Below are 14,344 nucleotides of genomic sequence, written 5' to 3'. Positions count from 1 at the left end.
GTAAATGTAAGAAGTCGAAAAGGGCGTGGGCTTTCATAATATCCTCCGATGTTTTTTTTACAAATTATAACATTTTTCGTTTGTGATTTGTATATTTTGGTAAATGATTTAAGTTAATTTTAAAGTAAGAGAAAGGTTTATTAATATGCAATTTTGCATATGTAGAGTAGTTTATATTGAAATATTAGGATTTTAGACTATAATAAGAACCGCTATAAATGTAAGCAAGAATGATGTACGGAGTGGAGAACAGAAATGAAATATAAAAAACTAGTATATATCCTTTTCATATCGCTATTCATAGTCGGTTGTCAAAGTGAAGTGAGTAAAGCGAATAGTGTGGAGGAGTATATTCCATCACGCCTTATGAATGCGGAAGTTACGGCGGATATTATGACGCTAGAATTTCCTTATGGGATAAAAGAGAAATTGGAGAAAATCGGAAATAAGATGAGCGCTAGCATTACAAATAATTTAGATTGGTATTTGAAGTATGCAGAAGAAGAAATTATCCCGAAAAAAACTTTTCCTTATCATCAAAACTTGGGTATTACAAAAGAAGAATATGATTTTATGATAGATGAAATGAATAATGCAGAATATATAAATACAAAAGACGGAAAACTCTTTTTTAAAAAGAAAGACCATGAAATTCAAATTCTCTCTGATGAGAATTTGAAACTAATTAAAAATATTCGAATTGATACAGAGAAGAATACAATTAAAACTCCTTTTGGAGAGTGTGAATATGAAGGTGAAATAAAGGCATCGGATGAACAAAAAGCTACTGGGCCATGGAGTGGGAAGATGTGGACCTTAAAAAGCGATGGATTACTTTATCATTTTTCATTAGGAAAGTTAAAAAACATAAACAAATCTATCATTTATATTTCAATAAAAGGTATATATAAAGATAGGATTATCAATACAGAAGAAGCGGTCGAATTTCACTCGGTTTCATAAAGCATCAAAAAATCACCTTACTTAAACAAGTAAGGTGATTTTTTATTAAATAAACAATCCAGCGATTGTTGCAGATAAAATAGAAGCAAGTGTTGATGCAAATAGCATTTTCCAACCGAATTTTGATACGATGCTTCCTTGCTTTTCAGAAAGGGCACGGATTGTACCAACGATTGCACCAATTTGGCTAATACTTGCAAAGCTAATTAAGAATACAGTAACGATTCCAACTGTACGTGGATCTAATGTTGCAGCAGCGCCTTTTAAATCAAGGATTGCTACGAATTCATTTAAGACAATCTTCGTACCCATAATACCACCAGCTGGGATAATATCATGAGTTGGGATACCCATTAAGAATGCGAATGGAGCAAGTATATAACCGAAGATTTGTTGTAAAGTAACAGCATATCCCATTGCACCTGAAGCAGCGCTGATTACGTAGTTTACAACTTCCATAACACCGATAAAGGCGATCATTAATGCGGCAACGATACCAGCTACTTTTAAACCATCAAGCGCACCGTTAATCATTGCGCCGATAAAGCTGTCTCCGAATAAACTTCTATCAAATTTTTGAATCACTTCATCTTCCTTTTTCGTATCAACTGGTGTTAATAACGAACAAACGATTAAGCTTGAGAATAAGTTTAGTGGAAGAGCTGCTAGTACATATTTCGCATCTAACATCATTACGTATGATGCTGTAACAGAAGCAGAAACTGAGCTCATCGCAGAACAACAAATGATAAACATACGGTTTTTATTGAAATGTTGTAAATCATTTTTAATAACGATTAACGCTTCACTTGAACCGAAGAATACAGAGTTTACTGCGTGGAATGATTCAACGCGTGGTAAACCAGTAATTTTTGAAATTGCACCGCCGACAACGCGAACGATGAATGGTAAAACACCTAGATAACTAAAGATTGAAAGTAGTGCTGAGAAAAATACGATAATTAATAATACATTTAAGAAAAAGACAAAATCTCTTTGAATTCCATTAAAGAGAAAATCAACACCTGTCGTACCAAGTTTAATTAGTTTGTTGAAAACTTTACCAATGAAAACAATGATTTGTTGACCAATCTTTGTGCCAAACATAAACCAACCGATTAAAATTTGAAAACCAATCATAATAGCAATTGCACGGAAGTTGATTTTACTTTTGTTGTTTGACAAAGCAAAACATAAACCTAAAACGACAAGAATGCCGATAATGCTCATTACATATTGCATGTAGTTGCCCCTTTCAGAAGTTCGTATAAAGTTTGTACATAAAACGCTCGTTATATTACTAAAAATAAAGTAATAGAGGTTTTATGTCATACGTAAGATGTCTGACCTTTTTGAAAATAAAAAATGACCCATATGGATTCACTTTCATCTATGAGAGAAAGCTAATCAATAGGAGTCTTTTTATACATAGGCTAATATTCATTAGTTTTCCCCATAGTCCAGCAATTTAAGGTTGCCGGGTAGAAACTCTCGATCCATATTATCGACTATATATGAGGTAACATCGTCCGTATTAAATTAGTAGTAGCGTAACATTACTAGAGAACTATCGTCAATAGCTTTTTTTCTTCCAATAGAAATAGACCATATAAGTATGATAAAATGTAACGCAGTGTTATGAAAAAGAGAGGTCGGAAAATGAGTACAAAAATGACGCCACCAGTTGAAAAAAACGAGTTTATAGATGTAGTGTTTGAAGATTTAACACATGATGGTGCCGGTGTTGCGAAAGTAAAGGGATATCCTATTTTCGTTAAAAACGGATTACCAGGTGAGGAAGCGCAAATTAAAATTATTAAAGTGAAGAAAAACTTCGCGTTTGGTCGTTTAATGAAGCTTCATCAAGAAAGTCCATATCGTAAAGATGCAGAATGCCCCGTGTACAACGAGTGCGGCGGTTGTCAGCTTCAGCACTTAACATATGAAGGACAATTACAAGCGAAAGAAAAACAAGTACGCGACGTTATGCAGCGCATCGGCGGACTAAGCGATGTTCCTGTTCATCCTGTACTTGGCATGAAAAACCCGTGGGTATACCGTAATAAAGCACAAGTGCCAATTGGAGAACGTGAAGGTGGACTTGTGGCTGGTTTCTATCGTCAAGGAACGCATGACATCATTAATATGGAATCATGCTTAATTCAGGCGGAAGAAAACGATACATTAATTCAAGAAGTAAAACGTATTTGTGAAAAGCACGGTATTTCGGCTTACAATGAAGAGCGTAACAAAGGAACACTTCGCCACGTAATGGCTCGCTACGGGCAAGTAACAGGGGAAATTATGCTTGTCTTCATTACTCGTACAGCAGAATTGCCGAATAAAAAAGCAATCATTGAAGAAATTGCGGCGAAATTCCCTGAAGTAAAATCGATTGTACAAAACGTAAACACGAAGCGTACAAACGTAATCTTCGGAGACACAACGACAGTACTGTACGGATCAGAATATATTTATGACTTTATCGGTGACATTAAATTTGCGATTTCAGCACGTTCATTCTATCAAGTAAACCCAGAACAAACGAAAGTGCTATACGATAAAACGTTAGAATACGCACAATTAGATGGTAACGAAACTGTAATCGACGCATACTGCGGAATCGGATCAATCTCCTTATTCCTAGCGCAAAAAGCGAAAAAAGTGTACGGCGTTGAAATCGTCCCAGAAGCAATCGAAGACGCAAACCGAAACGCAGCACTAAACAACATGACAAACGCTGAATTTGGCGTAGGAGAAGCAGAAGTAGTCATCCCAAAATGGTATAAAGAAGGCGTAATCGCTGACACAATGGTCGTAGATCCACCGCGTAAAGGTTGTGATGAGGCACTACTAAACACAATCATCGACATGAAACCAAAACGCGTCGTATACGTATCATGCAATCCAGCAACATTAGCACGTGACTTAAAAGTACTAGAAGAAGGCGGATATAAAACGCAGGAAGTACAACCTGTTGATATGTTCCCACATACGACACATGTAGAGTGTGTAGCTTGGCTTAAGTTGGTATAATAGAAAAGCAGTTGATATAGAAAAAATCTATACCACCTGCTTTTTGGTTTATAAAAATACCATTCAGCAACGGTTTTAGTTAAAATAAATATTGCTGATTTTCACAAATTATAAATTGAGAGTTTGAAATTGTATTCATATTGAGAGGATTTGAATTTGAAATGATAGATAATTTTTGGAATGATTTACCACGACCATTTTTCGTACTTGCACCAATGGAAGATGTGACAGACGTTGTTTTCCGTCACGTAGTAAGCGAAGCTGGTTGTCCAGATGTATTTTTCACAGAGTTTACAAACTCGGATAGCTATTGTCATCCAGAAGGTATGAAAAGTGTACGTGGCCGTTTAATTTTTACAGAAGATGAACAGCCAATAGTGGCGCATATTTGGGGAGATAACCCTGAATATTTCCGCCAAATGAGTATTGGTATGGCAGAGCTAGGATTTAAAGGTATCGATATTAATATGGGCTGCCCTGTACCGAACGTGGCATCAAGAGGAAAAGGTAGTGGCCTTATTCTACGTCCAGACGTTGCAGCAGAACTTATTCAAGCAGCAAAAGCAGGCGGACTACCTGTCAGCGTAAAAACACGCCTTGGCTTTAAAGAGTTAAGTGAATGGGAAGATTGGTTAACGCATATTTTCAAACAAGATATCGCAAACCTTTCTATTCACTTACGTACAAGAGAAGAAATGAGCCAAGTAGACGCGCACTGGGAGCTAATTCCGGAAATTAAAAAATTACGTGATCGTATTGCACCAAATACGCTAATAACAATAAACGGAGACATCCCTGACCGTAAAACAGGGCTAGAACTTGCTGAAAAATATGGCATTGATGGCGTTATGATTGGAAGAGGAATCTTTAAAAATCCGTTTGCTTTCGAAAAAGAGCCAAGAGAGCACAGCAGTAAAGAACATTTAGATCTTTTAAGACTACAACTTGATCTTCAAGATCAATATGCAGAAGTACTGCCACGCTCCATCACAGGGCTTCATCGCTTCTTCAAAATTTATGTAAAGGGCTTCCCTGGAGCTGCTGAACTAAGAAATCAATTAATGAGCACAAAATCAACGGATGAAGTGCGAGCATTGCTTGATAAGTTTGAGGCGAGTGTTAATGTGGTAGAAGGTAGTGAAACAGTGTAACTTTTGAAAGTTACACTGTTTTACTTTAATTAAGGTAAACCGTATCATAAGTAAGTGAGGTATTCTATGTAAAAAGGGTAAGAAAAGAATACAGGAGAAAAGTGAAAATGGTAGGTTGGTCTTGATTTTCAATGATAGTATCATGTTTATTTTATTATGCCTATAACTTGGAGGCTATGTGAATGTTAAGTGATCAGACGAGATATTCTAGGCTCGCGAATATAACAAAAATAATAAATACAAAATTAGAACTACGTGAAGTATTGCAGCGTGTAACAATGGCGATATCAGAGGAGATTGTTAGGTGCAATGCTGTTGGAATTTATTTACCTCAGGAAGATGGAACATTTAGAGGGTTTGCAGGAAAACCAGAGACCATAAATGGCGTAACGATCGATATTCAGGTAATTGATCCTGAAATAGATTTACTGGCAAAAGAAGTTATTGAAACAAAAAAAACCATCTATATCCCTGATACCTCAAAGGATAATCGGCCGGATCCGAGACCAGTTGATGCGTTCAAAATTAAGTCCTTATTAGCCCTGCCTATCTCATTTGGGCAAGAGTTATTTGGTCTGGTTTTTTTATTTGATTATGGAACTCCAATGAACTTAACAGATTCAGAAATTCAGAGTGTTGAAGCTTATGTAAATATGGCTGCGGTCGCAATTCAAAACGCAAATAATTTAACACAAAAGGAAAACCTCATTGCCGAGAAGCAGCTGTTACTAAATGTTACCCGTGATTTATCAATGTGTTCCTCGATACAGGAAAGTTTTGATAAATGTTTTTTTTACTTAGGACAGATTTTAGAGAGTAAAAACGTGGCTATCCACCTTTTAGACCCGCTAGACAAAACGACGATTAAAACAACGAAGTTAAGCAAGGACTGTGATTGGGCAGAAGCGTATTGGATGGAGAAAAGCTATGAAGCCAAGATCCAAGAGGTTATTCAAACAAAAAATATAGATAGTAAGGGTCTACTGATGATTCCATTGGTTTCAATGGGAGAAGTATTAGGGATAATCGTCGTTGGCAAAGAGGGAAAAGCTCACAATTACGATAATTCCCAAATTCAACTGGCAAAATCTATCGTTGATGCCACAGCTCCTACGTTTTCAAACTTGTTATATATGGATCGACTTGAAAGTATGGTGGAAGAGCGAACGAGAGAACTAGCTGCTGCTAATGAAAAAGTTACAAGTGTGATTGAAAGTATTACGGATGGATTCTTTACTTTGAATAATAAATGGGAATTTACGTACGTAAATAAGCATCAATATTTTCCACAAAGAAAAACAGCAAAAGATGTATTAGGCAAGAATATACGGGAAGTTTTCCCGAGTAGCGTCGACACAGTCATGTATAAGGAATTTCATCGTGCAATGTCAGAGCGAACTACAGTTCATTTCGAATTTCTCTCTACCTCTGATGAATATTGGCACGAAGTTATTGCATACCCGTATGATGATGGTATTTGTTGTATTTTTAAAAACATAACGGAAAAAAAGCGATATGAGCAGGAATTGAAGAGGTTATCCAACATAGATTTAATAGGGCAAATGGCAGCAGGTATCAGCCATGAGATTAGAAATCCAATGACAACAGTACGAGGATTTTTGCAGTTATTAAAAGAAGAGAGCATCTATGAGAAACATAATAAGTACTTTAATTTAATGATTGAAGAACTTGACCGTTCCAATTCTATTATTACTGAATTTCTCTCAATAGGTAATACAAGGAAATCTGATTTGCAGATGTTCGATTTAAATTCAATTATCCACGATAGTATTCCTTTAATAAAAATTGATACGTATAATCAAAATAAATATATTCAAGTCGATACAAATGACATTCCGGAATTACTTTTAAATCGTAATGAGATACGGCAATTATTAATAAACCTATACCGAAATGGCTTAGAAGCGATGAGCACAGGGAAAGTTCTAACCATTAGCACCTACAAGGAAGGTCAAAATTGTGTGGTGCTCGCAGTGCGGGATCAAGGAAAAGGTATCAGGCCTGAAGTATTAGAGAAACTGGGTACTCCATTTTACACGACTAAAGATAATGGAACTGGATTGGGGTTAGGCATATGTTATGCCATTGCTGCCCGTCATAATGCAAAAATAGAAATTCAAACAGGATCGGAAGGCACTACCTTTTTTGTTAAATTTAATTATGAAAATAATGAACAATAACCTTATTTAGATTAGTTAGGGTGAACCGTACCACAAATAAAAAGTAAAACCTAAGTAGACATAATCAATACATTTCACCTGAATTTTGCGTAACATTCATGTTTGAGTTGCCCACTAAATTAGAGTTGCATAAAAAGAAATGGACTAACCTATATCAGGTTAGTCCATTTTCAAGTGTGTTAATTAATAGTAAATCCCCATCCGTAATTTCGCACGATTATCCCATTATTTTTTGCTGTTTTAAAATCATCCCCACAAGCATTAATCCACCTAAGACTACAAAACCTCCTCCTAAAATGTTAAAGTAGTAACTTAACAACATTCATTTACACATGCTAAAAGCATTAAGATAATCAACATTTCAGGAGGAAATACAATGGCAATGAGCAACAACGATATATTAAAAAGAGTAAGATACGCTTTAGATATAAAAGATATAGATATGGTGGAAATCTTTAAACTTGGCGGGATGGAAGTAACGAAAGAAGACGTAGTTGATATGCTTACAAAAATAAAGAGAGCTCCTCAGCATGAAGCTGAAAATGATGATGTAATCGAAGAAGAGTACGTATTAACATGCGACATGATGATGCTAGAGGCATTTTTAAATGGATTTATTACTTTAAAAAGAGGGAAGCAAGATCCGAAACCAGGGCAACCGGCACCTGTACAGAGCAAGGAGAGTGCCAATAACCTTCTTTTAAAGAAAATGAAAATAGCACTATCTTTAACGAGTGAAGATGTGCTTGATATATTAGACAGCGTAGGAGTTATCGTAACAAAAGGAGAATTAGGCGCTTTATTAAGAAAGAAAGGCCATAAGCATTACAAAGAGTGCGGCGATAGATACGCAAGGAATTTCATTAAGGGATTAGCTGTAAAGTATAGAGGATAATAAGTTCGTTAAAGCAGTAAATGATATAATAGATAGAGTAGGACGTTCGTATCCTACTCTTTTTTATTTGTAAAAATAATACGCTAGGTGATGAAATGGTACATACATATTTAGGTGAGACAATTAATTTTCATATAACTTATAAGAAGAAAAAGTCTGTGCGTCTTTTTGTAGATTCGTACGGAAATGTGGAAGTGCAAGCTCCGAAAGGGACGCCTGTTGAATACTTAGTCCAGTTGCTAGAGGAGAAATGGGATTGGATTCAGAAAACACGTAAGGAAATGCAAGAGCGAGCGCTTGGACCACAAGAAAAGGACTATGATCAAGGAGAGGGATTTCTATATTTAGGAAACACGTATCCGATACAGATTTCTCAAGATGCGAGCATTGAGCAAGATAATGCAGTCTTTGAGGGTGGTAAGCTACATATTTATGTGAAAGAGCTTAAGGATGAGAAAATCCAACAAGCTTTAAAGCGATTTTACTATAAGCAGTGCAAGGCGTTAGTAGAGAAGAGTATTAAAGCACATCAAAATAACTTTAAAACAAAACCGCGTTCTATTCGTATTACAGATAGTAGCCGTACGTGGGGAACTTGTGATTCGAACTTGCAGTTAACGTTTAATTGGAAGCTTGCAATGGCCCCACAGCAGGTAATTGACTATGTAGTTGTTCATGAAATGTGTCATATGGTTCATTTAAATCATGATCGATCTTTTTGGCGTCTTGTTGGGAAGATAATGCCTGATTATAAGGAAATGGAAAATTGGTTAGCATTATCTAGTTGGAAGATGACGGTTTAGTAGTGAAGTGATTATTATTTTAAAGAGGTGACAGAGAAAGGCTAGACAGATACTTCTGTTGATATCACAATAATAGTATATAAAATGAAGTAGGGGAGAGTATGAAATGAAGGGGCTAAAAGTAGCTTTTGCTGAAAATAATTATACGTTCATAAGAGAAACTAGCAAGGCTATAGAATTTGAGAATAGCAAAAATAAAGAAGTGGTATACTTGTTACATAATGTCGAAATTAGCATTGTGTTAAATCCTAAAACTGTAGAAAATAATGATAGTTTAATGAATAGAACTAGTGGTAAATACCATAATACAGCATTAAGACAATTCCCTAAGAGAAAGAACAAAGGGAAAAGCCTTATACATTATGGATATACGTTTAAATTTCAATCAGAAAATGAACTAAGTACTTTTTTAACTAATTTAAATGTAAGTTAAAATATATCTTTTTAAGAGGGATGAAACCTAACTATTGTTAAGGTTTCATCCCTCTTGGTTTCTACAAAATAAAATGTATATTATTATTTTGCAAATTGAACAGAATATGTTTCATTGTGTTTTTCCATCTTATGGCCTCGATAGCCTTCAGCAAGCAACTTTTTTTGTCCATCAAAATCACTCATCGGAACCGTTTTAATATCAACCCAATCGTTCTCCTTATCCTCACGCAATTTCTTCACAAAAACATACCGCATACTACCACCATACTTCTCCTTCAATGCAGAAATTTCCATCCCTTGCGCAAATTTATCCTTTAAACTAGGAATGTTAAAAGGTGCAACGGTGCAGCAAACATAATCATATTTGCTGTCTTCTTTTTGTAATTCGTCCATAATGACTGTGGCTAATATTTTTTGCATCCCATTTCCTCGGCAGTTCGGATGAACGTTTGATATTTCTTGATAGATGACGCGATGTAGTTCGTTTTCTGATAAGCCAATATCAAGTCCTAAATGTTCATCATCAATAGGAGGGACGAGCAGGGCACGAAATGCGATGAGTTCGTTTTCGATAAAAGCACCGATCATCATGCCGTTTCCTTCTAGAATGTATTGAAATTCTTCCAGTGAGAGCGGTTGTAAACGACCTTTATCTTCTAACGCTTCAACTACGACATTTTGTAATGATAAAATTTGTTCCATATGTTCTAAAGATAGTAATGTAACGTGAAATGGATCGTTATTTTGTTTTAATGTTCCTTCGTATAGAACTGTCATGCGTTAATCCTCCTTTAGCGTACAACGTCTTGAAAGACGGTTAGTTCTTGTAATGTATCTTCGTTTATTTCAATGCCGAGTCCTGGTTTTTCGTTTAAGCGAATGAATGGTACGTCGTAATGTAAGTTCCCGATGTCTTTCGTGAACTTTAATGGTCCTGTAAGTTCGACGCTCGTAATGATTTTTTTCGAGAAAGCGACATGGAATCCTGCAGAAGAGGCAACGGATGATTCGACCATGGATCCAACTTGGCATTCAATGCCTGCCATTTCAGCTTGATGAGCGAGTTTTACAGCGGGATATATGCCGCCGCATTTCATTAGTTTTATATTTACTTTATCAGCTGCGTCTAATTTAATAATTTGGCGCATTTCACGAGAGCCTTTTAATCCTTCATCAATCATGAGCGGAAGGTCTGTTTTAGAACGAATATGAGCCATTGCGTCAATATCATCCGCTATAACAGGTTGCTCAATCCAATCGATGTTTAAATGTCCTAATGAACGAAGTGCCGTTAATGTGTTTGCGCTATTTTTCCACCCTTGGTTTACATCAACGCGAATCGCGATATCACTTCCTACACGTTCACGTACTGCTTCAATTCGTTTTACATCTTCTTTTACATTTGTACCGACTTTCATTTTGAAAGATTGGTAACCTTTCTGAATCATAGAGGCAGCTTCTTCAGCCATGTCTTCTGGGTCTGCGATACTTAAGACGTGAGTGACATGAAATTCTTCATGGTAGCGCCCGCCAATTAATTGATATACAGGTTGGTTTAATTTTTTGCCCATTATATCAAAACAAGCAATATCTATCGCAGCCTTCGCAGTAGGTACACCGTAAATTGTATTGTCCATCATATCGTGTATTTTCTCGATGTTCATTGGATTTTGTCCAATGAGCGTAGGAGCTAGTGTATGTTTTAAAGTATGGAAAGTACTTTCCCATGATTCGCCTGTAACGTGATCATCAGCAACGCCTTCACCGTAACCGATAACGCCGTCATCTGTTTCCATTTTGAGGATAATAGAAGGCATATCAGAATAAGAACCATAACTAATAACAAACGGATCGCGAAGCGGTAAACGAATTGCATAAAGGTGAATAGCTGTAATTTTCATTGGGTAGAGACCCCTTCCTGTTTACAATAGTTTTGTACATTTGATATAGTTGACGTTAAATAGTCGTTAATTAATGATAAGGAGTTAGAGAAATGATGATAAAAATTGCAGTTGTCGGTTCAAAGGAGTTTATGGAGAATCTTTTGCCTATTGCTCATAAACTAGAAGAAATAGAGATTGATCCATATATTTACCTTCATCCGGCGGAATCTTCGGAACTTTTAAAGCGTTTAAAGCCTTGTGATTTCATCTTTTTTTCAGGTGCTTTACCTTATTATATGGCAAAAGAAATAAGAGAACAATTAAGAATTCCAAGTACGTACTTACAGCAAGACGAGGCAACTGTCGCATCTTCCATTCTTTCTGTCATGTATCACCAACGCATTCAACCACATAAAATTTCAATTGATTTAGTAGACCGCTCATTCATTATAAATGTGTTCCATGATATCGGTATAAAAGAAAGTCCACAAGTGTTTGATTATGAAAATATGCTTTGGAGTAAAGATGAAATAAAGAGAGTTATTAATTTTCATGTAGCTAAATATCAATCTGGAGATGCTCATTTAGCTTTAACTAGTATTCACGCTGTCTATGATGAACTTCAAAAAATAGGTATTCCTTCAGAGCGTATGATAGATCCGAAGCAATCCATTATACATGGGTTAAAAGATGCGAAAATAAAAGCTGAGTTAGCAAAAAGCCATTCAGCTACTGTTGGTGCTTGTATGATTTCTTCTTTAGAATTACGAGAAGGTTTGCTTGAGCAATTAGATGTCATTTCAAAAGAACTACGTGGTTCATTTAAAAAAGTTGATGAAATGACGTTCATTTTGTATACGACTCGTGGTGATATTGAATCGATTATAAAAACAAATATGATAAATAATTTATTTGCGAGTATAGAAGGAACGATAGCTATTGGATTTGGTTACGGAAAAACTGTGAAGGAAGCAGAGAAAAATGCTAAAATCGCTCAAGGTTTCGCGAAGAATAATCCAATAGACCACTGTTTTTATATACTAACAAGTGATAAAGAACTATTTGGTCCGTTCCCGAAAGAACAGAGAGTACAAAGTTTGAAGAATGACAACCCAGAACTAATGAAAATAGCGAAGGAAACGAAACTTAGTCCAGCAAACTTGTCAAAAATCATTCAATTTAGTCAATCGCATCCGTCATTGAAGTTTACAGCAGCAGATCTTTCTGAATACTTACAAGTGACTCGGCGATCAACAGAAAGGTTATTAAAGAAACTAGTTGATTATAGGTATGCTCATATTTGCGGCGAGGAAATGCCCTATCAACAAGGGCGCCCTCGCGCAATATATGAACTGAATTTACCGTTATCTTTAAGCTTCTAGTTGAGCCTTTTGTTTTTTTAGTAGTTCTGCTTTTTCAATATCTGATAGTTTCGTAATTGTGAGACCAGTTATGCCGTAAATGATTGAAATAATAGGTACGATGAAATTCAATATAGCATAAGGAGCATATTCGAATGCGCCAACTCCAAGTGTTGCGAGTATGAATACACCACATGTATTCCAAGGTACGAAAACAGAAGTTAATGTTCCGCCATCTTCTAATGCTCTGGATAAATTTTTAGAATGTAGTCCTTTTTCTGTGTATGCATTTGCGTACATTCTTGAGGGAACAACAATCGAGATATATTGTTCAGAGCAAGTAAGATTTGTTGCAAAGCAAGATGCGATAGTAGAAGCGATAAGTCCTTTTGCTGATGTCGCTAATTTTAAAATTTGATTTACAATTGAGCGAAGAATACCAGTATGTTCTAGTACTCCTCCGAAAGTCATAGCGACAATTGTCATAGAAACTGTGTTCATCATCGAATCTAAGCCACCGCGGTTAAAGAGTTCGTCTACTAGCTTGTTTCCAGTGTCTATGACAAATCCATTTTGGAGTGCACCGACAGATGCTGAGACAGAACCACCTTGAATAAAGACTTGTGATAAAAACCCTAAAATAATACCTACAAGAATAGCTGGTATAGCAGGAACCTTTTTAGCGACCAATACCATAACGACTACAGGTATGATTAGTAGGAAAGGTGAGATAACGAAGTTTTGTTGCAATACTTGTAACGTTTGATCGATACCTTTTGCATCAATATTGTTATCGCCGAAGCTTCTTCCTAAGAAAGCATAAACGATAAGAGTAATAATTAAACCTGGAATTGTAGTAAATAACATATGACGAATATGTGTGAATAAATCGGTATTTGTTAATCCTGCGGCTAAGTTTGTTGTGTCTGAAAGCGGTGACATTTTATCGCCGAAATAAGAACCGGAAATGATAGCACCGGCAACCATTGGAGCTGGGATTCCCATACTTAGGCCAATGCCCATTCCTGCAACACCAATTGTTCCCATTGTAGACCAAGAGCTACCGATAGCTAATGCAACAATAGAACAAATAATTGTAATTGAGACTAAAAATAGTGATGGAGTTAAAAGATTTAAACCGTAATAAATCATTGTTGCGACGATTCCGCCGCCAATCCAAGCACCGATCGTTAAACCTACTAGAATAATGATAACGATAGCGGGTAATGCGAGGCGAATTCCTTTATACATTGCTTCTTCAATGTCGTTCCATTTGTAACCGTAACGCCAGGCAACGATAGAAGCAACGGTTGTACCGATAATAAGTGGGACGTGAGGGCTTTGTTTTAATACAACAATTGTAACCATCATAACTGCAACTGTAATGATAATAGGGATTATTGCTACGCCAAAAGGTATTTCTTTTTTCATAAACTGCCTCCTCATTATGTATGTTTGTATTTTTAGAATTGTCGCAAAATAGACGTTTATTAAGTTATAATAACTAAAAATACATGTAAGCGTCAATAAAAAAACAGAAAATAAGGAATGTTCTATCTGTATAAAGTGAGTTGTCGATAGTATTTAAAAATAAATAATTGACTTTTTTCTTAAAA

12 protein-coding genes and 1 riboswitch are annotated in these 14,344 nt (G+C 36.0%); of the genes, 8 read left to right on the top strand and 4 right to left on the bottom strand.

The window, feature by feature from the left end; all coding sequences use genetic code 11:
* The first annotated feature begins 255 nt into the window (after window positions 1-255).
* A complete protein-coding gene (locus MRBLBA3_RS07455; RefSeq protein ID WP_002124912.1) occupies window positions 256-963 on the top strand; it encodes a hypothetical protein in 708 nt (235 codons plus the stop codon).
* 45 nt (window positions 964-1,008) lie between these two features.
* Here MRBLBA3_RS07455 and MRBLBA3_RS07450 read toward each other — a convergent pair whose 3' ends face one another.
* Window positions 1,009-2,205, bottom strand: coding sequence for a NupC/NupG family nucleoside CNT transporter (locus MRBLBA3_RS07450; RefSeq protein WP_044739856.1), 1,197 nt, complete (start codon window positions 2,203-2,205; stop codon window positions 1,009-1,011).
* A 194-nt stretch (window positions 2,206-2,399) separates the two neighbouring features.
* Window positions 2,400-2,501: riboswitch (purine riboswitch) on the bottom strand.
* Between the two features lie 121 nt (window positions 2,502-2,622).
* Between MRBLBA3_RS07450 and rlmD the strand changes: the two genes are divergently transcribed.
* From rlmD to MRBLBA3_RS07420, 6 genes are all read left to right on the top strand, one after another.
* Entirely contained in the window at window positions 2,623-3,999 is a 1,377-nt protein-coding gene (rlmD, locus tag MRBLBA3_RS07445) for a 23S rRNA (uracil(1939)-C(5))-methyltransferase RlmD (protein WP_016128253.1), read from the top strand.
* Between the two features lie 161 nt (window positions 4,000-4,160).
* Window positions 4,161-5,150: a tRNA dihydrouridine synthase gene (locus MRBLBA3_RS07440; RefSeq protein WP_044739857.1), complete on the top strand. Its 990-nt coding sequence runs from the start codon at window positions 4,161-4,163 to the stop codon at window positions 5,148-5,150.
* Between the two features lie 182 nt (window positions 5,151-5,332).
* A complete protein-coding gene (locus MRBLBA3_RS07435; RefSeq protein ID WP_363380482.1) occupies window positions 5,333-7,351 on the top strand; it encodes a GAF domain-containing sensor histidine kinase in 2,019 nt (672 codons plus the stop codon).
* A gap of 376 nt (window positions 7,352-7,727) precedes the next feature.
* Window positions 7,728-8,246 carry a DUF1456 family protein gene (locus MRBLBA3_RS07430; RefSeq protein WP_363380479.1) on the top strand — a complete coding sequence of 173 codons (519 nt, stop codon included), beginning with the start codon at window positions 7,728-7,730 and terminating at the stop codon, window positions 8,244-8,246.
* A 95-nt stretch (window positions 8,247-8,341) separates the two neighbouring features.
* Window positions 8,342-9,049: a M48 family metallopeptidase gene (locus MRBLBA3_RS07425; protein ID WP_044739860.1), complete on the top strand. Its 708-nt coding sequence runs from the start codon at window positions 8,342-8,344 to the stop codon at window positions 9,047-9,049.
* A gap of 106 nt (window positions 9,050-9,155) precedes the next feature.
* Window positions 9,156-9,482 carry a hypothetical protein gene (locus tag MRBLBA3_RS07420; protein ID WP_000677324.1) on the top strand — a complete coding sequence of 109 codons (327 nt, stop codon included), beginning with the start codon at window positions 9,156-9,158 and terminating at the stop codon, window positions 9,480-9,482.
* A gap of 83 nt (window positions 9,483-9,565) precedes the next feature.
* On the opposite strand, the gene MRBLBA3_RS07415 is transcribed toward MRBLBA3_RS07420, so the two are convergent.
* A complete protein-coding gene (locus MRBLBA3_RS07415) occupies window positions 9,566-10,261 on the bottom strand; it encodes a hypothetical protein (RefSeq protein WP_044739861.1) in 696 nt (231 codons plus the stop codon).
* A 14-nt stretch (window positions 10,262-10,275) separates the two neighbouring features.
* Window positions 10,276-11,385, bottom strand: coding sequence for a mandelate racemase/muconate lactonizing enzyme family protein (locus tag MRBLBA3_RS07410; RefSeq protein WP_044739862.1), 1,110 nt, complete (start codon window positions 11,383-11,385; stop codon window positions 10,276-10,278).
* Between the two features lie 92 nt (window positions 11,386-11,477).
* Between MRBLBA3_RS07410 and MRBLBA3_RS07405 the strand changes: the two genes are divergently transcribed.
* On the top strand, window positions 11,478-12,749 hold the full coding sequence (locus MRBLBA3_RS07405) for a hypothetical protein (protein WP_044739863.1): 1,272 nt from the start codon (window positions 11,478-11,480) through the stop codon (window positions 12,747-12,749).
* Here the strand turns inward: MRBLBA3_RS07405 and nhaC are convergent.
* On the bottom strand, window positions 12,738-14,159 hold the full coding sequence (gene nhaC, locus MRBLBA3_RS07400) for a Na+/H+ antiporter NhaC (RefSeq protein ID WP_044739864.1): 1,422 nt from the start codon (window positions 14,157-14,159) through the stop codon (window positions 12,738-12,740). The genes MRBLBA3_RS07405 and nhaC overlap by 12 nt on opposite strands.
* Between the last annotated feature and the right edge of the window lie 185 nt (window positions 14,160-14,344).

The organism is Bacillus sp. LBA3-1-1.1 (assembly GCF_040676495.1).
GTDB classification, from domain to species: domain Bacteria; phylum Bacillota; class Bacilli; order Bacillales; family Bacillaceae_G; genus Bacillus_A; species Bacillus_A nitratireducens.
This window is presented reverse-complemented; position numbering and strand designations above follow the sequence as displayed.

Bases quoted from the DNA above. Each gene is read 5' to 3' on its own strand.
- MRBLBA3_RS07455 (WP_002124912.1), top strand. From the start codon at position 256: ATGAAATATAAAAAACTAGTATATATCCTTTTCATATCGCTATTCATA.
- MRBLBA3_RS07450 (WP_044739856.1), bottom strand. From the start codon at position 2,205: ATGCAATATGTAATGAGCATTATCGGCATTCTTGTCGTTTTAGGTTTA.
- rlmD (WP_016128253.1), top strand. From the start codon at position 2,623: ATGAGTACAAAAATGACGCCACCAGTTGAAAAAAACGAGTTTATAGAT.
- MRBLBA3_RS07440 (WP_044739857.1), top strand. From the start codon at position 4,161: ATGATAGATAATTTTTGGAATGATTTACCACGACCATTTTTCGTACTT.
- MRBLBA3_RS07435 (WP_363380482.1), top strand. From the start codon at position 5,333: ATGTTAAGTGATCAGACGAGATATTCTAGGCTCGCGAATATAACAAAA.
- MRBLBA3_RS07430 (WP_363380479.1), top strand. From the start codon at position 7,728: ATGGCAATGAGCAACAACGATATATTAAAAAGAGTAAGATACGCTTTA.
- MRBLBA3_RS07425 (WP_044739860.1), top strand. From the start codon at position 8,342: ATGGTACATACATATTTAGGTGAGACAATTAATTTTCATATAACTTAT.
- MRBLBA3_RS07420 (WP_000677324.1), top strand. From the start codon at position 9,156: ATGAAGGGGCTAAAAGTAGCTTTTGCTGAAAATAATTATACGTTCATA.
- MRBLBA3_RS07415 (WP_044739861.1), bottom strand. From the start codon at position 10,261: ATGACAGTTCTATACGAAGGAACATTAAAACAAAATAACGATCCATTT.
- MRBLBA3_RS07410 (WP_044739862.1), bottom strand. From the start codon at position 11,385: ATGAAAATTACAGCTATTCACCTTTATGCAATTCGTTTACCGCTTCGC.
- MRBLBA3_RS07405 (WP_044739863.1), top strand. From the start codon at position 11,478: ATGATGATAAAAATTGCAGTTGTCGGTTCAAAGGAGTTTATGGAGAAT.
- nhaC (WP_044739864.1), bottom strand. From the start codon at position 14,159: ATGAAAAAAGAAATACCTTTTGGCGTAGCAATAATCCCTATTATCATT.